The sequence below is a fragment of the Nocardia amamiensis NBRC 102102 genome, assembly GCF_001612745.1.
GTDB classification, from domain to species: domain Bacteria; phylum Actinomycetota; class Actinomycetes; order Mycobacteriales; family Mycobacteriaceae; genus Nocardia; species Nocardia amamiensis.
This window is the reverse complement of record NZ_BDBA01000069.1, coordinates 25,691-45,708: the sequence shown is the minus strand read 5'-3', so window position 1 is coordinate 45,708 and position 20,018 is coordinate 25,691. Positions and strand designations below refer to the sequence as shown.

22 protein-coding genes are annotated in these 20,018 nt (G+C 68.1%); 15 read left to right on the top strand and 7 right to left on the bottom strand.

The window, feature by feature from the left end:
* Positions 1 to 55: 55 nt before the first annotated feature.
* Genes thiO through NA4_RS15295 form a run of 3 tightly spaced genes read left to right on the top strand, consistent with a single transcriptional unit; the run spans position 56 to position 2,125 of the window.
* The gene (gene thiO, locus NA4_RS15305; RefSeq protein WP_067470290.1) at positions 56 to 1,129 is read left to right on the top strand and encodes a glycine oxidase ThiO; all 1,074 of its coding nucleotides are present in this window, start codon (positions 56 to 58) and stop codon (positions 1,127 to 1,129) included.
* The gene (thiS, locus tag NA4_RS15300) at positions 1,126 to 1,344 is read left to right on the top strand and encodes a sulfur carrier protein ThiS (RefSeq protein WP_040784432.1); all 219 of its coding nucleotides are present in this window, start codon (positions 1,126 to 1,128) and stop codon (positions 1,342 to 1,344) included. Before thiO ends, thiS begins: the two co-directional genes overlap by 4 nt.
* Positions 1,337 to 2,125 (top strand): thiazole synthase, encoded by a 789-nt coding sequence (locus tag NA4_RS15295; RefSeq protein ID WP_067470289.1) that lies wholly within the window; start codon positions 1,337 to 1,339, stop codon positions 2,123 to 2,125. The genes thiS and NA4_RS15295 overlap by 8 nt, the downstream gene beginning before the upstream one ends.
* Before the next feature lie 16 nt (positions 2,126 to 2,141).
* Here NA4_RS15295 and NA4_RS15290 read toward each other — a convergent pair whose 3' ends face one another.
* A complete protein-coding gene (locus tag NA4_RS15290; RefSeq protein ID WP_157129021.1) occupies positions 2,142 to 2,522 on the bottom strand; it encodes a hypothetical protein in 381 nt (126 codons plus the stop codon).
* Positions 2,491 to 2,964, bottom strand: coding sequence for a DUF6194 family protein (locus NA4_RS15285; protein ID WP_067470301.1), 474 nt, complete (start codon positions 2,962 to 2,964; stop codon positions 2,491 to 2,493). The genes NA4_RS15290 and NA4_RS15285 overlap by 32 nt, the downstream gene beginning before the upstream one ends.
* Positions 2,965 to 3,048: 84 nt before the next feature.
* Here NA4_RS15285 and NA4_RS15280 point away from each other — a divergent pair, with 84 nt between their 5' ends.
* Positions 3,049 to 3,750, top strand: coding sequence for a MerR family transcriptional regulator (locus NA4_RS15280; protein ID WP_067470287.1), 702 nt, complete (start codon positions 3,049 to 3,051; stop codon positions 3,748 to 3,750).
* 151 nt (positions 3,751 to 3,901) lie between these two features.
* On the opposite strand, the gene NA4_RS15275 is transcribed toward NA4_RS15280, so the two are convergent.
* Positions 3,902 to 4,780: an alpha/beta fold hydrolase gene (locus NA4_RS15275; RefSeq protein WP_067470286.1), complete on the bottom strand. Its 879-nt coding sequence runs from the start codon at positions 4,778 to 4,780 to the stop codon at positions 3,902 to 3,904.
* Between the two features lie 301 nt (positions 4,781 to 5,081).
* Between NA4_RS15275 and NA4_RS15270 the strand changes: the two genes are divergently transcribed.
* The 3 genes from NA4_RS15270 to NA4_RS15260 all read left to right on the top strand — a co-directional run bounded on the left by NA4_RS15270 (position 5,082) and on the right by NA4_RS15260 (position 8,131).
* A complete protein-coding gene (locus NA4_RS15270; protein ID WP_067470300.1) occupies positions 5,082 to 6,026 on the top strand; it encodes an ABC transporter ATP-binding protein in 945 nt (314 codons plus the stop codon).
* The gene (locus NA4_RS15265) at positions 6,026 to 6,787 is read left to right on the top strand and encodes an ABC transporter permease (protein WP_067470285.1); all 762 of its coding nucleotides are present in this window, start codon (positions 6,026 to 6,028) and stop codon (positions 6,785 to 6,787) included. The genes NA4_RS15270 and NA4_RS15265 overlap by 1 nt, the downstream gene beginning before the upstream one ends.
* Positions 6,788 to 7,366: 579 nt before the next feature.
* A complete protein-coding gene (locus tag NA4_RS15260) occupies positions 7,367 to 8,131 on the top strand; it encodes an adenylate/guanylate cyclase domain-containing protein (protein ID WP_157129025.1) in 765 nt (254 codons plus the stop codon).
* Between the two features lie 213 nt (positions 8,132 to 8,344).
* Here the strand turns inward: NA4_RS15260 and NA4_RS41405 are convergent, their stop codons facing one another.
* Positions 8,345 to 8,512: a CG2302 family histidine operon protein gene (locus NA4_RS41405; RefSeq protein WP_169811045.1), complete on the bottom strand. Its 168-nt coding sequence runs from the start codon at positions 8,510 to 8,512 to the stop codon at positions 8,345 to 8,347.
* A gap of 192 nt (positions 8,513 to 8,704) precedes the next feature.
* Between NA4_RS41405 and NA4_RS15255 the strand changes: the two genes are divergently transcribed.
* The 8 genes from NA4_RS15255 to NA4_RS15220 all read left to right on the top strand — a co-directional run bounded on the left by NA4_RS15255 (position 8,705) and on the right by NA4_RS15220 (position 18,608).
* On the top strand, positions 8,705 to 10,417 hold the full coding sequence (locus NA4_RS15255; protein ID WP_067470284.1) for an acyclic terpene utilization AtuA family protein: 1,713 nt from the start codon (positions 8,705 to 8,707) through the stop codon (positions 10,415 to 10,417).
* A complete protein-coding gene (locus NA4_RS15250; protein ID WP_245671380.1) occupies positions 10,414 to 11,565 on the top strand; it encodes an acyl-CoA dehydrogenase family protein in 1,152 nt (383 codons plus the stop codon). Before NA4_RS15255 ends, NA4_RS15250 begins: the two co-directional genes overlap by 4 nt.
* The gene (locus NA4_RS15245) at positions 11,562 to 13,160 is read left to right on the top strand and encodes an acyl-CoA carboxylase subunit beta (protein ID WP_067470282.1); all 1,599 of its coding nucleotides are present in this window, start codon (positions 11,562 to 11,564) and stop codon (positions 13,158 to 13,160) included. The genes NA4_RS15250 and NA4_RS15245 overlap by 4 nt, the downstream gene beginning before the upstream one ends.
* A gap of 8 nt (positions 13,161 to 13,168) precedes the next feature.
* A complete protein-coding gene (locus NA4_RS15240) occupies positions 13,169 to 15,199 on the top strand; it encodes an acetyl/propionyl/methylcrotonyl-CoA carboxylase subunit alpha (RefSeq protein ID WP_174552948.1) in 2,031 nt (676 codons plus the stop codon).
* Positions 15,200 to 15,263: 64 nt separating this feature from the next.
* Positions 15,264 to 16,424 carry an acyl-CoA dehydrogenase family protein gene (locus NA4_RS15235; protein WP_067470280.1) on the top strand — a complete coding sequence of 387 codons (1,161 nt, stop codon included), beginning with the start codon at positions 15,264 to 15,266 and terminating at the stop codon, positions 16,422 to 16,424.
* A gap of 10 nt (positions 16,425 to 16,434) precedes the next feature.
* Entirely contained in the window at positions 16,435 to 17,211 is a 777-nt protein-coding gene (locus NA4_RS15230; protein ID WP_067470279.1) for an enoyl-CoA hydratase family protein, read from the top strand.
* Positions 17,212 to 17,216: 5 nt separating this feature from the next.
* A complete protein-coding gene (locus NA4_RS15225) occupies positions 17,217 to 17,831 on the top strand; it encodes a TetR/AcrR family transcriptional regulator (RefSeq protein WP_067470278.1) in 615 nt (204 codons plus the stop codon).
* Positions 17,832 to 17,906: 75 nt separating this feature from the next.
* Entirely contained in the window at positions 17,907 to 18,608 is a 702-nt protein-coding gene (locus NA4_RS15220) for a hypothetical protein (RefSeq protein ID WP_067470277.1), read from the top strand.
* Positions 18,609 to 18,705: 97 nt separating this feature from the next.
* Here NA4_RS15220 and NA4_RS15215 read toward each other — a convergent pair whose 3' ends face one another.
* The 3 genes from NA4_RS15215 to NA4_RS15205 form a co-directional block, all read right to left on the bottom strand.
* Complete coding sequence (locus tag NA4_RS15215; RefSeq protein WP_067470276.1) at positions 18,706 to 19,071, bottom strand: hypothetical protein; 366 nt, start codon at positions 19,069 to 19,071, stop codon at positions 18,706 to 18,708.
* A 241-nt stretch (positions 19,072 to 19,312) separates the two neighbouring features.
* Positions 19,313 to 19,687: a type II toxin-antitoxin system VapC family toxin gene (locus tag NA4_RS15210; protein WP_067470275.1), complete on the bottom strand. Its 375-nt coding sequence runs from the start codon at positions 19,685 to 19,687 to the stop codon at positions 19,313 to 19,315.
* Positions 19,684 to 19,938 carry a type II toxin-antitoxin system Phd/YefM family antitoxin gene (locus tag NA4_RS15205; protein ID WP_067470274.1) on the bottom strand — a complete coding sequence of 85 codons (255 nt, stop codon included), beginning with the start codon at positions 19,936 to 19,938 and terminating at the stop codon, positions 19,684 to 19,686. The genes NA4_RS15210 and NA4_RS15205 overlap by 4 nt, the downstream gene beginning before the upstream one ends.
* Positions 19,939 to 20,018 lie beyond the last annotated feature (80 nt).

Sequence of the window (20,018 nt, the reverse complement as noted above, 5' to 3'; positions counted from 1 at the left end):
CTTCGACGGTAGCCGCGCTACCGTGGGGATGCGAAATAGGAGGCAGGTGGAGCGGATGCGGACTCTGGCGGTCGTCGGTGGCGGCGCCATCGGGCTCGCCGTGGCCTGGCGGGCCGCCGAGGCCGGTTGGTCGGTAACCCTGCTGGATCCGGCGGTGGCCAGCGGCGCCTCCTGGGTGGCCGGGGGCATGCTGGCACCGCTGTCGGAGGGCTGGCCGGGAGAGGAGCGGGTGCTCGAGTTCGGCGCCGCCTCGCTGGCCCGCTGGCCCGAATTCGCCGCCCGGCTGGAAGCGGCGACGGGGATCTCGGTCTTCGTCGCGGACGAGACCATGACTGTCGCGCTGGACGCGGCCGACGCCGCCGACCTGCGCACCGTCGCCGACTGGGTCGGCGGACGCGGCCACCGCCTGCGCATCCTGGACCGCGCCGGAGTCCGCGAGCTGGAACCCACGCTGGCCCGTTCGGTGCGCGCCGCGCTGCTCGCGCCCACCGAACCCGCGATCGACAACCGCAAGCTGATCGCCGCGCTGCGGCAGGCGGCCGAGGCGGCAGGCGTGGTGGTTCGCGCCGAATTCGTAGCCTCGCTGACCGACCTTCCGCAGGATCAGATCGTGCTCGCGGCGGGCGCCGCGTCGGCCCAGTTGTGGCCCGACTTGCCGGTTCGCCCGGTCAAAGGCGAGATCCTGCGCCTGCGGCAGCGGCCGGGCGTCGCTCCCGCGCCGCGGCGGGTGATCCGGGCCCGGGTGCACGGTAGGCAGGTATACCTGGTACCGCGGGCCGACGGAATCGTCGTCGGAGCCACTCAGTACGAGGCGGGTTTCGACACCGCGGTCACCGTCGCAGGCGTTCGCGACCTGATCGCCGACGCGGAGGCGGTCTTCCCCGGTATCGGCGAATACGAACTCGCCGAGGCCGGCGCCGGTTCCCGGCCGGGCAGCCCCGACAATCTGCCGCTGATCGGCCGGCTCACCGACCGGATCGTCGCGGCCACCGGGCACGGCCGCAACGGCATGCTGACCGTGCCGCTCACCGCGGACGCGGTGGCGAGCCTGCTCGGCGGGACAACGCTGCCCGAAGCGGAAGCCGCCGACCCGCAACGCTTTTCGACGACTGTAGGAGGAAGACGATGACGCTGTCATCCGTCCCCATCGGTGTCACGGTGAACGGCGACGAGCACGAGTTCGCCGAACCGCTCACCGTGCGCGAGCTGCTGGAACGTCTCGGCCTGCCGTGCAAGGGCGTCGCGCTCGCGGTGGACGGGGCGGTGTTCCCGAAGTCGCGCTGGGACGAACCGGTTGGGCGCGGCTGGCAGATCGAGGTGCTGACGGCGGTCCAAGGTGGGTGAGGAATCGGCCGCGCCGGGCTCGGAGATCGACGCCCCGCTGCGGATCGCCGACCGCACCTTCGGTTCCCGCCTGATCATGGGAACCGGCGGCGCGGAGAACCTCGCCGTGCTGGAGGAGGCGCTGATCGCCTCCGGTACCGAGCTGACCACCGTGGCCATGCGGCGAATCGACGCCGCGGGCGGCACCGGCGTGCTCGACTTGCTGAAGCGACTGAACATCGCGCCGCTGCCGAACACGGCGGGCTGTCGCACCGCCGCCGAAGCGGTGCTCACCGCCCAGCTGGCGCGTGAGGCGCTGGACACCGACTGGGTGAAGCTCGAGGTGGTCGCCGACGAGCGCACCCTGCTGCCCGACCCGATCGAATTGCTCACCGCCGCCGAACAACTCGTCGACGACGGTTTCGTCGTGCTGCCCTACACCAACGACGACCCGATCCTGGCCCGCCGCCTCGAGGATGCGGGCTGCGCCGCGGTCATGCCCCTCGGCGCCCCCATCGGCACCGGCCTCGGCATCGGCAACTCGCACAACATCGAGATGATCGTCGCCGCCGCGCATGTCCCGGTCATCCTGGACGCGGGCATCGGCACTGCCAGCGACGCTGCGCTCGCGATGGAACTCGGCTGCTCGGCAGTGCTTTTGGCTACCGCCGTGACCAGGGCCCGCCGCCCAGAATTGATGGCGGCGGCCATGGCGGACGCGGTCCGCGCCGGATATGCGGCGCGGTTGGCCGGGCGCATTCCGAAGCGGTTTTGGGCCCAGGCATCGTCTCCAGCGCCGTAGCGTGCCCGCCGCTGTCTCAGTGATCAATCGGCGAATCAGCCATATCGGCCCGGCCGACAGCGAACGCGATCACCCGGGCCCCTCCTCCGTCGAAGTGAAAGGCCTCGGCGTCGGCCAGTGAGCGATCGAGTGCGGTCTGCGCGGGCTGAAGCTGCCGCGTCTGCACCATTACGGATCCGGCCGGTTGCAGAATTCGTGACCGCATGAGCGGCGCTTCCTCGTATCCATCTTCGATGAGGCGCGGGAGTATTCGGGAGAGCTGGTCGTATTCGTTGTCGTGATAGAGCTTTACGGCCGAGGCCAGGGCTTCACTCAAACTCCGGTCCAGTTCGGAGTAGCGCGTCCCTGGAAGTGAGCCTGGGGCATCAGCTGTGCGCTGACGCGGCACGTCGCTCATAGCGGGAGCGTGCGCGTTCATACGCTGTGCGGAGCAGTTCGCGGGCCGCCTCCTCTGTGCGTTGGCCCGGGTTGATCACCGCGAGCCAGCCGGCGGAGCCGTATACGGGGTGGGCGATCACACTGTCGGTGACGCTTGGGTCGACCTCGACGGCTCGTTCGCGTGGAGCGTGGCCGGTCCAGTGGATGAAGGCTTCTTTTCCGGCGGCGATGTTGACGCGGAACGTATCCGTGCGGTCCAGGCGCGAGCTTTCGTCGCCCGGATAGTTCTTCGTCACGATCGTTGCGAAGGGCTGAGTTGCTTGCGGCACTTCCCCGCTCGGTGCGTAATAGAAGAACGTGTCGCCCCAGCTGATCTCGGGTGAGCCGTCGCCAGGTCCGGGCTGGAGGGTCAGGACTCCGTCGAGGCGGGATACCAGGCCGATGATCTCGTCGATGGTCATGTGCTCCAGCGTCACATTAAGGTGCTTGTGGAGACTTCGAGGCGGAAGACCAGGAACGAAAGGGTGTCGACTCTCAACTCGTCTATGCGCACGGTGGATGTCGCGCGGCATGCCGGTTACTCGGTGCAGCAGATCCGTAACCTCGAGCGTGCCGGGGTACTGCCGACCGCGCTGCGCACAGCCGCGGGTTATCGCAGCTACGGCGAGATCCACCTGCGTTCCGCGCTGGCCTATCGCGCGCTGGCGGCGGGCGTCGGCCCGGTCGAGGCCAAGCGAATCGTTCGGGCGGTGCATGACCGGCCGATCTCGGAGGTGCTCGCACTGCTGGATGCTGCGCACGCCCGGCTCGATCGTGAACGTGCCGACCTCGCGCTGGCCAAGCGGGCGGCCGAGGCGATCTCCGCCGAGCCGATCGAGGACGTGCGCGCGTCGGATTCTATGAGCGTGTCCGAGCTCGCCGCCGCACTCGGCGTGCGCCCGTCGACCTTGCGGCATTGGGACGCCGAGGGGCTTGTCGTTCCGGATCGCGTTGCCGGGCAGAGAACCCGACAGTATTCACCGGCTCAGGTTCGGGATGCTCGGATCGTCCACCAGTTGCGCAGCGCGGGTTACCGCGTCGACACCCTCCGGTCCTTGATGCCGGATCTGCCGCGCGGGCAGCGATCCGAAGACGTCGAAGCAGCGCTGGCAGCACGAGACGCGAGCATCACGGCTCGCTCGCACGCCCTTCTCGATGCCGCCGCCGCACTCAGGGCCGTGATCCTGCTTGCAGCAAACGCCGTCTGAACGACCCGCGTCGCGACCATGTCACCTGCCGGGCAGTGAGCCCCGCGAGTTCGGCGTCGCGATGACCTCGTGGAGAGGGTATTGCTAGATCATCCCCGCTTTCGGACGCACATGGGTACGGGCTGAGAGAGCGCCCGAGGGCATGCAGGCTTCAATCCGATGCCCAACCGCGGATTGCGTCGACAATCTCGTCGGACGCGTCTTCCTGGATGTAATGGCCCGCGCCGACGAGTGGGACCGTGTGGTGTTGCGGAAACAGCTGTTCCCACCGGTGAAGTTCGGTGGTGCGGAAGGCGATGTCCTTGGTGCCCCACACGATCAGCGCGGGTCGGTCGGTCACGGTCGGGAGTTTGCCTGCGACATCGGAGAGCAGACCGCGACTGCCGAGGATCTCGCGGGGAAACACGTGCACCGGTTCGCGGGAGGCCGGGGTGGGGAAGGGCCCGCGGTAGGCGTTCATCACGGTGTCGTCCAATTTCGTGCGACGGACTCCGGCCGGGATGATGCGTTCGACGAAGAAATTGCGTTCTCGGATCAGCCAGCCGCCGACCGGTCCGCCGAGAAAGCGCGAGAACGCTTGCGTTCCGAGGTCGGCTTTGGGCCAAGCCCAGGTGTTTCCGATGACGAAGGCGGTGAACCGGTCCGCATGACGTGTGGCGACGGCGAACCCGATCGGGCCACCCCAGTCCTGCACCATGAGAGTGATCTCGCGCAGATCGAGGTGCAGGACCAACTGCGCCACGATGTCGGCGTGCTCGGCGGGGGTGAAACGGTAGCCCGGCGAGGCGTAGGACAGACCGAAGCCGGGATAGTCGACCGCGATGCAGCGATAGCGGTCACGCAGGCCGATGACGATGTTGCGGTAGAGAAACGACCAAGTGGGATTGCCGTGCAACATCAGCAGCGGCGGCCCCTCGCCTTCATCGATGTAGTGCAACCTGACCCCGGTGAGGTCGAGGTAGTGATCGGTGAACGGGTAGAGGTGGTCGGGCACCCAGGACGGGCGCGGATGCGATTCGTGTGCGGGCATGCCGACGATCCTCCTTGCGGGTAGGTCGGGTCCGATCTGGTGAAGGTTCGGCCGTGGTCTTCCGTCATCCATGACTTCCACACCGAGTTCGGTCGAAACGCTCGTACCTGCGCGGATGATCGGGGTGGACGTCGCTCGCACAGGCGAGAGACGACCCGCACATGAATCTCGCGGTAGCCGCCGACGCGGTAGACGACGCGAACCGGGGGATACCCCTCATCTCGCCCTCATCCTCGAGGATGACCGAACTCGACACCATTTACCGACGCGCGTCGCCGCGTTTTGCGGAATGCTGGGCAGCATGATCGAGCTGAGAGGCCTGACCAAGCACTACGGGCAGACCGTCGCGGTGCAGGATCTGTCCTTCACCGTGCGACCGGGGCAGGTGACGGGCTTCCTGGGGCCGAACGGCGCGGGTAAGTCGACCACCATGCGGATGATCCTCGGGTTGGACAAGCCCACCGCGGGCACTGCCCTGATCGACGGCAAGCAGTACCACGAGCTGGACCATCCGCTGCGCGCCGTCGGCGCGCTGCTGGACGCCAAGTGGGTACATCCGAACCGGTCCGCGCGCGCCCACCTGGAGTGGATGGCCGCGTCCAACGACATCCCCAAGTCCCGAGTGGAGGAGGTGCTGCGGCTGGTCGGCCTGTCGGAGGTGGCGGGCAAGTCCGCGGGCGGATTCTCGCTCGGCATGTCACAGCGGCTCGGCCTGGCCGGTGCGCTGCTGGGCGACCCGCAGGTGCTGCTGTTCGACGAGCCGGTCAACGGCCTCGATCCGGAGGGCATCCTGTGGATCCGCCGGTTCATGCAGCGACTGGCCGCCGAAGGCCGCACCGTGCTGGTCTCCAGCCATCTGCTCTCGGAGATGGCGCAGACCGCCGAACACCTGGTCGTCATCGGGCGCGGCAAGCTCATCTCGGACTCGACCACGCAAGAGTTCATCGAGCGCGCGTCGGAGCAGTCGGTGCGGGTGCGCAGCCCTCAGCTCGACCAGCTGCGCAGCGTGCTCACCTCGAACGGCATGACCGTCCGCGAGGACGGCGCGGGCTCCGACGGCCCTGCGCTCGTGGTAGCGGGCGTGTCCAGTGACGCGGTCGGCAAGCTGGCCGCCGCGAACGACATCACGCTGTTCGAGCTGGCCCCGCAGCGCGCCTCGCTGGAGGAGGCGTTCATGCGGATGACCGGCGGTGCTGTGCAGTACCACGGCGAAGGCTTCGATCAGGTGATGGGAGGTGCGCTCTGATGGGCGTGCTGGCAGCGGAACGAATCAAGCTCACCTCGACCAGGTCGCCCTGGTGGTGCTCGGCGATCGTGGTGGCCCTCGCGCTCGGCATGGCCGCCCTGCTCGCCTGGGTGGCGCGGACGACCTACGGCGAGGAAGGCGCGATCGACCTGACCGTCTCCACCGCCGTGGCGGGGATCAGCGGTTTCGGTGTGATGGTCCTGATGATCATGGCGACATTGACCGTGACCAGCGAATATCGCTTCGGCATCATCCGGACGACGTACCAGGCCACGCCGCATCGGGACCGGGTCATCCTGACCAAGGCGGGATTGGTCGGCGTGTACGGCGCGCTACTCACCACGGTCCTGGTGTTCCTCGCCTACCTGGTGGCCAAGGCGCTCGGCGGCCCGGACGCGGGCGCGAGCCTGACCCTGTCGAGCCCGGAGGACTGGCGCGAGGTCTACGGCATTCCCATCTACGCCTTCCTGTGCATCGTCCTCGCGGTCGGCGTGGGTGTGCTGGTGCGGCAGTCCGCCGCAGCCATCTCGCTGATCGTGCTGTGGCCGCTGCTGATCGAAGGTCTGCTCGGCGCGTTCGGCAGCTTCGGCCGCAATGTCACCCCGTTCCTGCCGTTCGCGAACGCCAACCACTTCTTCAGCGCGGCCCCGTCCACCGCCAATTGGCACTGGGGACCCTGGGGGAGCTTGCTCTACTTCACCGCTTTCGTCGCTGTCGTCTTCGGCGCGGCCCTGATCTCGGTGAACCAACGCGACGCATAGGCGCAGCCGCACGGCGCCCGTCCTCGGCCCGCGCGGGGCCGAGTGACAGGTCGAGGCAGCCGCTCAGCGCGATCTACCCGAGTCGCCTTCCCTCGCCACTCGGGTTGTGGAGCGCCGACCTTGTCGGGAGGTCCGGGGCTCCGTCCACCGCCTGCCACTGCCCGGCGGACGGTGGGGCGATCGGCCCGGTGCGAATCTTCGCGCCGGGCCGATCGCTTTCGGCACAGCCGCGTGTGAACATCCCGGAAACTATGCCGCCTGCGCTTCCTGCACCCGTTCTCGGCCGAGTAGCCTCGGTTCAGCAACCAGCTCGTTATCCATCGCGGGGCCCGACGACGTGCTCGCTGACGTTCACCGCGGAGGTGAGAGATGGCGATGATTGCTGACCGGCCGAGCTCGGATCGGCTGCGATACCCTCGGGACGTGAGCGAAACACCTTCCGGCGGCGGCGAGTCGGCGCCAGGGCCGGAGGCCGACGGCGACATACCGCCCGAAACGGTCATTCCGTTGGAGTCGACCGAAGAGTTCGACTCTTCCCGCCGTAACGGTGGATCGCGGCGTGGCCAGCTGTCCGCGCTGATGAACGCCGCCAATCAGCGTGCCGATTTGATCGGTGTGCTGCGCAAGGCCCGTGAGCAGTTGCCCGGCGATCCCGCTTTCGGTGACCCGCTGTCTGTTTCGGGTCCTGGCGGCGCGCGGGCGGTCGCGCGAGCGGCCGACAAGCTGGTCGGCGACGCCCCCAGCGCGGCCAGGGAAATCGGCTTCGGCGCCTTGCAAGTCTGGCAGGCGATGTTGGAGCGCGTGGGCCGCGGTAAGGGTAGCCAAGAGATAACTGTGATGTTCACCGATCTGGTGGCGTTCTCCCGGTGGTCGCTGTCGGCGGGTGACGAGGCCACCCTCGAACTGCTGCGCGAGGTTGCCAAGGCCATCGAGCCGCCGATCGGCGAGCGCGGCGGCCAGGTGGTCAAGCGCATGGGCGACGGCGTGATGGCGGTCTTCCCCTCGGCGGACCGGGCAGTGCGCGCCGCGGTGAACGCCAAGTACAACCTCGCTGAGGTACACGTGCGGGGCTATCGCCCGCGAATGCGAATCGGTTTGCACACCGGCTCTCCGCGCGAGATCGGGGGTGACTGGCTCGGCGTGGACGTGACGATTGCGGCCAGGGTGATGGAGGCGGGCGGCAACGGGCACACCATGCTGTCCGAAGCCACGCTGCAAGCGCTGCGGCCCGAGACGCTGGACGAGCTCGGTCTCGCAGTCAAACCGTATCGCCGCAGCTTCTTCGCCGCGCCGCTCAACGGAGTGCCGGACGACTTGCGGATCTTCCGTCTGTCGCGGAATTAGGCGGCTGCCTCGAGCCTTCGTTCGGCCCGGCGCATGTGCGGCTGCCTCGAGCCTTCGTTCGGCCCGGCGCATGTGCGGCTGCTTCGAGCCTTCGTTCGGCCCGGCGCGTGTGCGGCTGCCTCGAGCCTTCGTTCGGCCCGGCGCGTGTGCGGCTGCTTCGAGCCTTCGTTCGGCCCGGCGCGGACTGTGGGCGGACTACGTCCGGCAGCGCCCTTATGCGAACCACCAGGCGAGAGCGCCACCTGCCGCGAGAACGGCGCAGACCGCCAGCGCGATGGACAGTGGGCGGGCGGTCTTCCAGGTGGTGTAGGCGCCGCCGACCAGAAACCCGGAGAGGGCGAGCAGAACGATCACGGTGATGTCGCTGGACACCGTGCTCATCTTGCTCCACGCGGCCAGGTCATCGCGTCGCGGGTGTGTGGACGCCGCCGCCGATGGTTCAGCACGCAATTAACAAGCACGCGTGCTTGCTTTTTTCTGCCGCGAGTGTGATGCTGGTCGCGGAACGCGGACTCCACGGATGCGGCATGCGGCCCATCCTGACGGTCCGCCGTACAGGAGGCATTCCCGCTGATGAGTATGCTGGCCGCCGACCCGGACGTGCTCCGGATCGGCAACTGTTCCGGCTTCTACGGTGATCGGCTCAGTGCCATGCGAGAGATGCTCGAAGGCGGGCAGCTCGATGTGCTCACCGGCGACTATCTCGCCGAGCTGACCATGCTGATCCTCGGCCGCGACCGGATGAAGGACCCGAGCCTCGGCTACGCGAAGACCTTCGTCAAGCAGATCGAGGACTGCCTCGGGCTCGCGCTGGAACGCAGGGTGCGCATCGTCGCGAATGCGGGCGGCCTCAACCCGGCCGGTCTCGCCGAAAAACTGCGCAAGGTCGCCGCGGATCTCGGACTGGACGCGAAGATCGCGCACGTCGAGGGCGACGATCTCCTGGCGCGCGCCGGTGACCTCGGTTTCGGCGCACCGCTGACCGCCAACGCCTACCTCGGCGCGTGGGGCATCGCGGAATGCCTGAACGCAGGCGCGGACATCGTCGTCACCGGACGAGTGACCGACGCGTCGGTGATCGTCGGCCCGGCTGCCGCGCACTTCGGTTGGGGCCGAACCGATTACGACCAGCTGGCGGGCGCGGTGGTGGCCGGGCACGTCATAGAGTGCGGCACCCAGGCCACCGGCGGCAACTACGCCTTCTTCACCGAACTCGCCGACCTGGGCAGGCCGGGCTTCCCCATCGCCGAAATCCGCGCCGACGGAAGCAGCGTCATCACCAAGCATCAGGGCACGGGCGGCGCGGTCACCGTCGACACGGTCGAAGCCCAGTTGATGTACGAGATCCAGGGCGCCCGCTACGCCGGACCCGACGTGACCGCACGCCTGGACACCATCCAGCTCGACCAGGACGGCCCGGACCGGGTGCGGATCAGCGCCGTCACGGGCGAGGCTCCGCCGCCTCGGCTCAAGGTCTCGCTGAACACCCTCGGCGGCTTCCGCAACGAGATGGAGTTCGTGCTCACCGGTTTGGATATCGAGGCGAAAGCCGAGCTGGCGCGTCGTCAGCTGGAGTCCTGGCTGCCGACTCGTCCCGCCGAGCTGACCTGGACGCTGGCCCGCCTGGACCGGCCGGACGCGGAGACCGAAGAACAAGCGAGTGCGCTGCTGCGCTGCGTGGTCCGGGACCCCGATCCGAACAAGGTCGGCCGCGCGTTCTCCAACGTGGCGGTGGAGCTGGCCTTGGCCAGCTATCCGGGATGCAGTTTTACGACCTTGCCGGGCAATGGTTCTCCGTACGGCGTGTTCACGCCTGGGTTCGTCGACGCCGCCGAGGTGCCACACACCGCGGTGCTTCCGGGCGGCACCCGTGTCGATATCGCGCCGTCCACCGACACTGCCGAACTCGCCGAGGTGGCCGAACCGCCCGCACCGGAGCCGTTGTCCGCTGGGGAGACTCGCCGCGTTCCGCTGGGCACGATCGCCTTGGCGCGCAGCGGTGACAAAGGCGGCGACGCGAACGTCGGTGTGTGGGTGCGCACCGACGAGCAATGGCGCTGGCTGGTGCACACCCTCACTGTCGCGCGCGTCAAAGAGTTGCTACCGGAGGCGGCTTCGCTCACCGTCACCCGGCACGTCCTGCCCAACTTGCGGGCGCTGAACTTCATCATCGAAGGCATGCTCGGTCGAGGGGTGGCCTACCAGGCCCGCTTCGACCCGCAGGCCAAGGGACTCGGCGAATGGCTGCGGTCCCGTCACCTCGATCTTCCCGTGGAGCTGCTGTGACCAAACCCTGGGACACGCCGGAACGACGCGAATTACGTTCCACGGTCCGTGGATTCGTGGAACGCGAGATCCTGCCGTACCTGGACGGGTGGGAGCGCGAGGGAGAGATCCCGCGCGGATTGCACAAGAAGGCGGGCGCGCTCGGCCTGCTCGGCGCGCAGTTCCCGGAATCGGCGGGCGGTTCCGGCGGCGACGGCGTGGACGCGATGATCGTCTGCGAGGAGATGCACCAGGCCGGGGCGTCCGGCGGGCTGTTCGCCTCGCTGTTCACCTGCGGTATCTCTGTGCCGCACATCATCGCCTCGGGCAATGCCGAGCAGATCGAACGCTGGGTGAAGCCCACCCTTGCTGGCGAGCGAATAGGCTCGCTCGCGATCACCGAGCCCGGCGGCGGCTCCGACGTCGGGCATCTCACCACCACTGCCCGCCGCGACGGCGACCACTACATCGTCAACGGCGCCAAGACCTACATCACCTCCGGCGTCCGCGCCGACTTCGTGGTCACCGCGGTCCGCACCGGAGGCCCTGGCTCCGCGGGCATCTCGCTGCTCATCGTCGACAAGGACACGCCAGGCTTCACGGTCAGCCGCAAGCTGGACAAGATGGGCTGGCTCGCCTCCGACACCGCCGAGCTGTCCTACGTGGACGTCCGGGTGCCGGTGGCGAACTTGGTCGGCCCGGAGGACTCCGGTTTCCACCAGATCGCGGGCGCGTTCGTCAGCGAACGCGTCGCCCTCGCGGTGCAGGCGTATTCGAGCGCGCAGCGCTGCCTGGACCTCACCCTGGCGTGGGTGCGCAACCGTGAGACCTTCGGCCGCCCACTGATCAGCAGGCAGGCGGTGCAGAACACGGTCACCGAGATGGCGCGGCGCATCGACGTCGCCCGGGTCTACACCCGGGACGTGGTGCAGCGCAGCGCCGAAGGCGAGACCGACCTGATCGCCGAAGTGTGCTTCGCCAAGAACACCGCGGTCGAGGCGGGCGAATGGGTGGCCAACCAAGCCGTCCAGCTCTTCGGCGGCCTCGGCTACATGCGCGAATCCGAGATCGAGCGCCAGTACCGGGACATGCGCATCCTCGGGATCGGCGGCGGGACAACGGAAATCCTCACCGGACTGGCGGCGAAACGATTGGGGTACCAGTCATGACCATCTTGCGGAGCACCCTGGACACCGGGTCGCCCGAGTACGCCGCGGCCGCGGAAGCCATGAGCGCCAAGCTCGTCGAGGTCGAGGCCGAGTTCGCCAAGGCCATCGCGGGCGGCGGGCCGGACAAGCTGGCCCGGCACCGCAAGCGCGGCAAGCTGACCGCCCGCGAGCGCATCGAACTGCTCATCGACGAGGATTCGCCATTCCTGGAGCTGTGCCCGCTGGCGGGCTGGGGCAGCGAATTCCACGTCGGCGCAAGCACCATCGCCGGCATCGGGGTGGTGGAGGGCGTCGAGTGCATGATCGTCGCGCCGGACCCGACCGTGCGCGGCGGCACCTCGAACCCGTGGACGCTGCGCAAGACCCTGCGCATCAACGACATCGTGCGGGAGAACCGGCTCCCGGTGATCTCGCTGGTGGAATCCGGCGGTGCGGATCTGCCCACGCAGAAAGAGGTGTTCGTCCCTGGCGGCCGGATGTTCCGCGATCTCACCCAGGCGTCGGCGGCGGGCATTCCGACCATCGCGCTGGTGTTCGGCAACTCCACCGCGGGCGGCGCCTACATCCCCGGCATGTCCGATCACGTGGTGATGATCAAGGAGCGCTCCAAGGTGTTCCTCGGCGGACCGCCGCTGGTCAAGATGGCCACGGGTGAGGAATCCGACGACGAATCGCTCGGCGGCGCCGACATGCACGCGCGGATCTCCGGACTTGCCGACTACTACGCAGTGGACGAGCAGGACGCGATCCGTATCGGCCGCTCCATCGTCAAGCGGTTGAATTGGCGCAAGCGGGGGCCCGCGCCGCGCGCCGAGGTGATCGAGCCGCTGTACGACCCCGACGACCTGCTCGGCATCGTGCCATCGGACCTGAAGATCCCGTTCGACCCACGCGAGGTGATCGCGCGCATCGTGGACGGCTCGGACTTCGACGAGTTCAAACCGCTCTACGGCAGCAGCCTGGTCACCGGATGGGCCGAACTGCACGGGTATCCGATCGGCATCCTGGCGAACGCGCGCGGCGTGCTGTTCTCCGAGGAGTCGCAGAAGGCCACCCAGTTCATCCAGCTGGCCAACAAGTCCGACACCCCGCTGCTGTTCCTGCACAACACCACCGGCTACATGGTCGGCAAGGAGTACGAGCAGAAGGGCATCATCAAGCACGGCTCGATGATGATCAACGCGGTGTCCAACTCGAAGGTGCCGCACATCTCGGTGCTGATGGGCGCGTCCTACGGCGCCGGCCACTACGGCATGTGCGGCCGGGCCTACGACCCGCGTTTCGTCTTCGCCTGGCCCAGTGCGAAATCCGCCGTCATGGGCGGGGCGCAGCTGGCCGGCGTCATCTCGATCGTCAGCCGCGCCGCCGCCGAGGCGAAGGGATTGCCGTTCGACGAGGAGGCCGACACCGGGATGCGCGCCATGGTGGAGGCGCAGATCGAGGCCGAGTCGCTGGCGATGTTCATGTCCGGGCGGCTCTACGACGACGGCGTCATCGACCCGCGGGATACCCGGACGGTATTGGGAATGTCCTTGTCGGCCATTCACAATGCCCCGATCAAGGGCGCCGAAGGCTTCGGCGTCTTCCGAATGTGAGGCGCGCCGTGTCCAATTCCCCTACGCCTATCACGAACGTCCTTGTCGCCAACCGTGGCGAAATCGCGCGCCGGGTCTTCGCCACCTGCCGCCGCATGGGCGTGGGCACCGTCGCGGTGTACTCCGATGCGGATGCCGCCGCGCCGCACGTCGTCGAGGCGGACGCCGCTGTGCGCCTGCCCGGCAATACGCCCGCGGAGACGTACCTGCGCGGTGAGCTGATCATCGAGGCTGCGCTCGCCACCGGCGCGGACGCCATCCACCCCGGATACGGATTCCTGTCCGAGAACGCCGAATTCGCCAAAGCGGTGCTCGACGCCGGGCTGGTCTGGATCGGGCCGCCCGTCGAGGCGATCGAGCAGATGGGCTCGAAGGTCGCGGCGAAGAAGATGATGGACGCCGCCGGTGTCCCCGTGCTCGCCGAGTTGGACCCGGCCGAGGTCACCGAGGAGCATCTGCCGGTGCTGATCAAGGCGTCCGCCGGTGGCGGCGGGCGCGGCATGCGGGTGGTGCGCGACCTGGCCGAGTTGGCACCGCAGATCGACGCCGCCCGCCGGGAGGCGGAATCCGCTTTCGGCGATCCGACGGTGTTCTGCGAGCGTTACCTCGAGACCGGCAGGCACATCGAGGTCCAGGTCATGGCCGACACCCACGGCACGATCTGGGCGGTGGGCGAGCGCGAGTGCTCCATCCAGCGCCGCCACCAGAAGGTCATCGAGGAGGCGCCCTCGCCGCTGGTGGAGCGCACCGAGGGCATGCGGGCGCGGCTGTTCGAGGCGGCCCGGCTGGCGGCGGGAGCGATCGGCTACACCGGCGCGGGCACCGTCGAGTTTCTCGCCGACGAGCAGGGCGAGTTCTTCTTCCTCGAGATGAACACCCGACTGCAAGTGGAGCACCCGGTCACCGAATGCACCACCGGTCTGGACCTCGTTCGGCTGCAATTGGATATCGCCGCTGGTGACGTCTTGGCTGCCGAACCGCCCGCGATGCGCGGGTATTCGATCGAGGTCCGGCTCTATGCCGAGGACCCGGCGCACGACTGGCAGCCGCAGAGCGGAACGGTGTATCGGATCGAGATCCCGTCGGTGCGTGCCGAATTCGATCTGCTCGACCGACCCGGCGTACGCCTGGACACGGGCGTGGTGGACGGTTCGGTGGTCGGCGTGCACTACGACCCGATGCTGGCCAAGGTCATTTCCTACGCTGAAACGCGAAGTGCCGCAGCGCGATTATTGGCCGCGGCACTGCGCCGGGCGAAGATCCACGGTCTGGTCACCAACCGGGACCTGCTGGTGCGGGTGCTGCGTCATCCGGCGTTCCTGGCCGGGGACACCGACACCGCGTTCTTCGAGACGCACGGCTTGAACGCCCTCGCCGCACCGCTGGCGTCGGAATCCGACGAGGTGTTGTCCATCGTGGCCGCCGCACTCGCCGACGCCGCGGCGAACCGCACCGGCGCGCGGGTGGGCGGCGGGCTGCCCAGCGGATGGCGGAACCTGCCGTCGCAGTCGCAGCGCAAGTCCTACGAGAGCCGCACCACCGGAACGCACGAGGTGGGCTACCGATTCGGCCGGACCGGTCTCACGGTGGACGGTCACGACGGACTCGGCCTCGTCGAGTCGGCACCGGACCGCGTCGTGCTGTCGGTTCCGGGCGAACGGGGTCCGGTGCGCAGGGAGTTCGAGGTCGCGCGCTATGGCGAGCAGGTCTACGTCGACTCGCCGCTGGGCCCGGTGGCCGTACGCAGGCTGCCCCGGTTCAGCGATCCGGCCGACCAGGTGGCCACCGGCTCGCTGCTCGCCCCCATGCCGGGCAGCGTGATCCGGCTCGGCGCCGAGGTCGGCAGCCGGGTCGAACAGGGTCAGCCGATCCTGTGGCTGGAGGCGATGAAGATGGAGCACACCATCGCCGCGCCCACCGCGGGCGTGCTCAGCGCCGTCAACGTCACCGTCGGCCAGCAGGTCGACGTCGGCGCCGTGCTGGCGGTCGTCGAACCCGCCTCCAACGACGAGACCAACGAAACGCAGGAGTCTCGATGAGACGCGATCGCGCGCTCATCGCACCGACGCCGTGCGAGAGCCCCCAGGTAGTACAGGAGAACTCATGAGCTTCATCGAAACCGACGAGCAGAAGGCGCTGCGGGCCGCCGTCGCCGCGCTGGCCGCGAAGTACAACTACCGCGACTACGTGCTTCCGAAGGCGCGCAAGAACGAGCCGCTCGACGAATTGTGGGAAGAGGCGGGCAAACTCGGGTTTCTCGGCGTGAACCTGCCGGAGGAATACGGTGGCGGCGGCGCGGGCATGTACGAGCTCTCGCTGGTGATGGAGGAACTGTCCGCGCAGGGTGCGGGCCTGCTGCTCATGGTTGTCTCCCCGGCTATCTGCGGCACCATCATCACCAAGTACGGCACCGACGAGCAGAAGCGGGAATGGCTGCCCAAGCTCGCCGACGGCTCCGGCAAGATGGTCTTCGGCATCACCGAGCCGGACGCCGGCTCCAACTCCCACCAGATCACCACCACTGCCCGCCGCGACGGCGAGGACTGGATCCTCAACGGCCGCAAGATCTTCATCTCCGGCGTGGACCAGGCCGAGGCCGTGCTGATCGTGTCCCGCACCTCCGACCACAAGACCGGCAAGCTCGAGCCCGCCCTGTTCATCGTGCCGACCGACGCCGAAGGCTTCACCAAGACGGCGCAGGAGATGGACATCATCGAGCCCGACCACCAGTACAGCCTGTTCCTCGACGATGTCCGGCTGCCCTCGACCGCGCTGGTCGGCAAGGAGGACGCGGCGCTGATGCAGCTGTTCGCCGGTCTGAACCCGGAACGCATCATGGGCGCTGCCATGGCCATCGGCCTCGGCCGCTACGCCATCGACCGCGCGGTGGAATACGCCAGGGAACGCACGGTGTGGAAGGCGCCGATCGGTGCGCATCAGGGCATTTCGCATCCGCTCGCACAGGTGAAGGTCGAAGTGGAGCTGGCCAAGCTGATGATGCAGAAGGCCGCGACCCTCTACGACGCCGGCGACGAGATGGGCGCCGCCGAGGCCGCCAACATGGCGAAATACGCGGCGGCGGAAGCCAGCATCAAGGCACTCGACCAAGCCATCCAGACGCACGGCGGCTCCGGCCTGACCAGGGACGTGGGGCTGGCCGCCATGCTGGCCGCATCCCGGATCGGCCGCATCGCGCCGGTCAGCCGGGAAATGGTGCTGAACTTCGTCGCGCAGCACTCGCTGGGCCTGCCGAAGTCGTACTGAGAGGACGCGCATGACCGAGACGGGCCCGTTCGTCCGCTACGAGGTGAGCGACGGTGTGGCGACGCTCACGTTCGACTCGCCGCACAACCGCAACGCGCTGTCCTCCAGGCTGGTCGCCGAGTTGCTGCGCGGGCTGGACGACGCGGCGGCCGACGACAAGGTGCGCGTCATCGTGCTCGCGCACACCGGCAACACGTTCTGCGCGGGTGCGGACCTCAGTGAGGCGAGCAACGCCGATCCGGCCGTGGCCGCCGACGAGCGCACCCGGGTGATGATCGGCGTGCTGCGCGGGCTGGTGGAGACACCGAAGCCGGTGATCGCGCGGATCGACGGCAATGTACGTGCCGGTGGCATGGGCATCGTCGCAGCCTGCGACATCGTCGTGGCCGGGCCGGGCAGCAGCTTCGCGCTCACCGAGGTACGGATCGGGTTGGCGCCGTTCATGATCTCGCTGACCCTGCTGCCGAGGCTCAGCCCGCGTGCCGCCAGCCGGTATTACCTGACCGGGGAGAAGTTCGGCGCTGCCGTGGCGCAGGAGATCGGCCTGGTCACGGTCACCGCCGAAGACCCGGCGGCCGAGGTGACGCGGCTGTGCGGGGAAGTGCGCAAGGGGTCGCCGCAGGGGCTCGCGGAGGCCAAGCGGCTGGTCAACGCGGACATCCTCGCGCAGTTCGACTCCTCCGCCGAGGAACTCGCGCAGCGTTCGGCGAGCTTCTTCGGCACCCCTGAAGTGCACGAGGGCATGCTGGCCTTTTTGCAGCGCCGCCCGCCGAGCTGGGCAGAATAGCGACCATGGCGACACCCCACGAACCGAAGCAGGACCGCAGCCGAGTCACCCGGCAGCGCCTGCTCGAGGCGACGATCGACTGCCTGGCCGAGATGGGCTGGGCGGCCGCGACGGTCGCCGTGGTCGCCGAGCGCGCCGGGGTGTCCCGTGGTGCGGCCCAGCACCACTTTCCGACCAGGGAGGATCTGATCACCGCGGCGCTGGAGTACATGTTCGACACGCGCAGCGGGCAGGCCGTGCAGGAGGCGGCGACGCTGGTGGAGCTGGGTGACGGACCCGCCCGCACCGAGGCGGTGGTGGCGGGTCTGGTCGAGTCCTACACCAGTCCGCTGTTCAAGGCGGCGCTGCAGGTGTGGACGCACGCCGCCGCCGATCCGGCGCTGCGCGAACGCATCGTCCCGCTGGAGGCCCGCTTCGGTCGCGCGTCACACCGCCGCGCCGTCGCAGCCCTCGGCGTGAACGACTCCGATCCGGTAGCCCATCACCTGGTCCAGGCGACTCTGGATATGGCCCGCGGCCTCGGATTGGCCGACGTCCTCACCGACGACTCGGCCCGCCGCAAACAAATCGTGCACCAATGGGCGGCGACGTTGCACGCCGCCCTGCACGCGCCGCGCTGAAACCGCCGCCGGTCGACGGATGTTGCCGCGTCGCACCGTCTTCCGGTTCGCGTGGTGAGCGGGGACACTGCATTCATGGTGTGGGTTCCGGTGGCGGCACTGGTGGCGACGGTCGTTGGCGTCGTCGCCGGGTTCTACTACTTTCTGGCGAATCGCCGCCGCAGTGTCGTGCGGTTCGATTTCGACTCCCGGCGGATGATCTCGGGCGTACCGGGATCTCAGGCGCTGCGGGTCTCCTATGGCGCGGCAGTGATCGGAAACCCTCATCTCGTGGTGGCGACGCTCGTCAACCGTGGCCAGAAAGACGTGCGGCCGGACGACTTCGTCCAAGGTCAGTCGTTGCCGATCGAGGTGAGTGCTCCGGTGATCGCGGTGATTCCGGACGACAGCGGCACCCGGCTCCCGATCGCTATCAGCTCGTCCGGCCTGGAGCTCGCACCCGTTCTGCTGCGCCGGAACCGCAGGTACACCATCACCGCGATCACCGATGGGCCACCGGCTTTCACAGTGCGTGATGATGTGCTGGCCGACACCGACATCTCCTGGAAGGAGAGCGATGCCGATTCGGCGTCCGCCCGATTCGGTGTCCGCCTGCTGATCGCGGGCGCAACGCTCATGACGCTCAACATCGTCACCGCGGCCGTGTTCGCCTCGTACTACGCGAAAAGCCAGGAGGTGCTGTATGAGCAGCGACGGACAATCGCGGAAATGTACGGCAAGAACATCGCACTCGATGAGGCCCTTCGCCGCCTCCTCGAATCTCGACCGCCTCGTTAGGGCGAGCCGCTGCCTCGGATACCCGTTGGGCAGAAGATGGCGACGGCCCCGCTTCCGCCAGCGCGGCGGAGCGGGGCCGGTCCGGTGAATCAAGTGGTCAGCACAATCCCTGCTGCTCGAGCCGCCCGGAATCGATGGCGTAGGAGGAGGCTCCGACCGCGGCCCCGATCAGTCCGACGATGATCGCGCCGGGGATCGCGCCGACGAAGAAGACCGGCAGCCCCACGAGCGCTCCGATCGCGGCTCCGACCGCCGCGCCGATGCCGGTGCGGAGCTCGATCGTGTCACCGGGCGGCAGACACGCCTTGATGTAGGTCACTTGCGGAGGTTCGCTGGTCGCCGCCGCGATCGGTGCGGCGTTGTCCACCGGCGCCGCCGACGCGGTGGACGCGAATCCCACGGCAAGCGCGGTTGCGACGAGTGCGCTGACCACCGTCACGGCCAGCTTCGTGAAAGCATTCAACTGTTTCCCTGAGTGTTCGCGGTGTACGCGTGACCTGATGGTGGCCGGGGCCCCGGCTCCCGACCCGAAGCCGTCACGTACCGAACATCATCGCTGGCGTTTTGCCGGGTGCCAAGAGCCCACCGCCGAATGACCCACCGTGGTAACGAACTCCTGCGGTCTCGCCGCCATGTCATACTCACCGATCCCGCGTGCCCGCCCTGATATCGAACGGTCCACCGATACGCCTACGCGTCCAGGATCACACCGCGAAGACGGCCACCTCGTATTTCTGGCAATACGGGTCCCGGGTGACAAGGGTGAGGTTCGCACATCGTGCCTGCGCGATCAGTATGCGGTCGAAGGGATCCCGGTGGATCAAGGGAAGCCGTCCAGCCATGACCGCATGCTCGTGGTCGATCGGCAGCGGAATGAATCCGCTGTCGCAAATTCGCTCGGGCAGGTCCTTCGGTCCCTCGAGCTTGCCGACGGCCTGCTTGATGGCGACCTCCCAGACGGTAGCCGCGCTCAGATACACGTCCGGATCACGATCGAGTAGATTTTTGATCTCGTCAGAGAGTGTGGGGTCGTCGGTCAGCCACCACAGCACGACATGGGTGTCCAGTAAGAGGCTCATGACAACAGGCCGAAGTCGCGGGCGATGGATGCGTTGGTCGCCTCAGTGTCCCAATCCGGCCCGAGAACGAGTTCTCCGCGCAGCGATCCGCGACCACTGCGATTCGCGCGACGGACCAGCGGCACCACCTTGGCGACCGGATGGCCTGCGCGGCTGATCACAATCTCTTCGCCGTGCTCGACCCGCTCGATGATCCGCGACAGGTGCGTTTTCGCGTCGTGGATATTGAATTGCTCAGCTGCGTTCCCCACTGCACACCTCCTTAGCTAAGAGGTTAGTCCACGAGGAGGCCGGAGCCAATGATCGGCATACAGGGGGCATAGCCGGGTGG

Excerpts from the sequence above, each read along its gene's own strand:
- NA4_RS15235 (WP_067470280.1), top strand. The coding sequence starts at position 15,264 with ATGAGCTTCATCGAAACCGACGAGCAGAAGGCGCTGCGGGCCGCCGTC.
- thiO (WP_067470290.1), top strand. The coding sequence starts at position 56 with ATGCGGACTCTGGCGGTCGTCGGTGGCGGCGCCATCGGGCTCGCCGTG.
- NA4_RS15290 (WP_157129021.1), bottom strand. The coding sequence starts at position 2,522 with ATGAGCGACGTGCCGCGTCAGCGCACAGCTGATGCCCCAGGCTCACTT.
- NA4_RS15230 (WP_067470279.1), top strand. The coding sequence starts at position 16,435 with ATGACCGAGACGGGCCCGTTCGTCCGCTACGAGGTGAGCGACGGTGTG.
- NA4_RS15270 (WP_067470300.1), top strand. The coding sequence starts at position 5,082 with ATGATCGAGCTGAGAGGCCTGACCAAGCACTACGGGCAGACCGTCGCG.
- NA4_RS15265 (WP_067470285.1), top strand. The coding sequence starts at position 6,026 with ATGGGCGTGCTGGCAGCGGAACGAATCAAGCTCACCTCGACCAGGTCG.
- NA4_RS15210 (WP_067470275.1), bottom strand. The coding sequence starts at position 19,687 with ATGAGCCTCTTACTGGACACCCATGTCGTGCTGTGGTGGCTGACCGAC.
- NA4_RS15260 (WP_157129025.1), top strand. The coding sequence starts at position 7,367 with ATGAACGCCGCCAATCAGCGTGCCGATTTGATCGGTGTGCTGCGCAAG.
- NA4_RS15220 (WP_067470277.1), top strand. The coding sequence starts at position 17,907 with ATGGTGTGGGTTCCGGTGGCGGCACTGGTGGCGACGGTCGTTGGCGTC.
- NA4_RS41405 (WP_169811045.1), bottom strand. The coding sequence starts at position 8,512 with ATGAGCACGGTGTCCAGCGACATCACCGTGATCGTTCTGCTCGCCCTC.
- NA4_RS15275 (WP_067470286.1), bottom strand. The coding sequence starts at position 4,780 with ATGCCCGCACACGAATCGCATCCGCGCCCGTCCTGGGTGCCCGACCAC.
- NA4_RS15285 (WP_067470301.1), bottom strand. The coding sequence starts at position 2,964 with ATGACCATCGACGAGATCATCGGCCTGGTATCCCGCCTCGACGGAGTC.
- NA4_RS15225 (WP_067470278.1), top strand. The coding sequence starts at position 17,217 with ATGGCGACACCCCACGAACCGAAGCAGGACCGCAGCCGAGTCACCCGG.
- NA4_RS15255 (WP_067470284.1), top strand. The coding sequence starts at position 8,705 with ATGAGTATGCTGGCCGCCGACCCGGACGTGCTCCGGATCGGCAACTGT.
- NA4_RS15280 (WP_067470287.1), top strand. The coding sequence starts at position 3,049 with ATGCGCACGGTGGATGTCGCGCGGCATGCCGGTTACTCGGTGCAGCAG.
- NA4_RS15245 (WP_067470282.1), top strand. The coding sequence starts at position 11,562 with ATGACCATCTTGCGGAGCACCCTGGACACCGGGTCGCCCGAGTACGCC.
- thiS (WP_040784432.1), top strand. The coding sequence starts at position 1,126 with ATGACGCTGTCATCCGTCCCCATCGGTGTCACGGTGAACGGCGACGAG.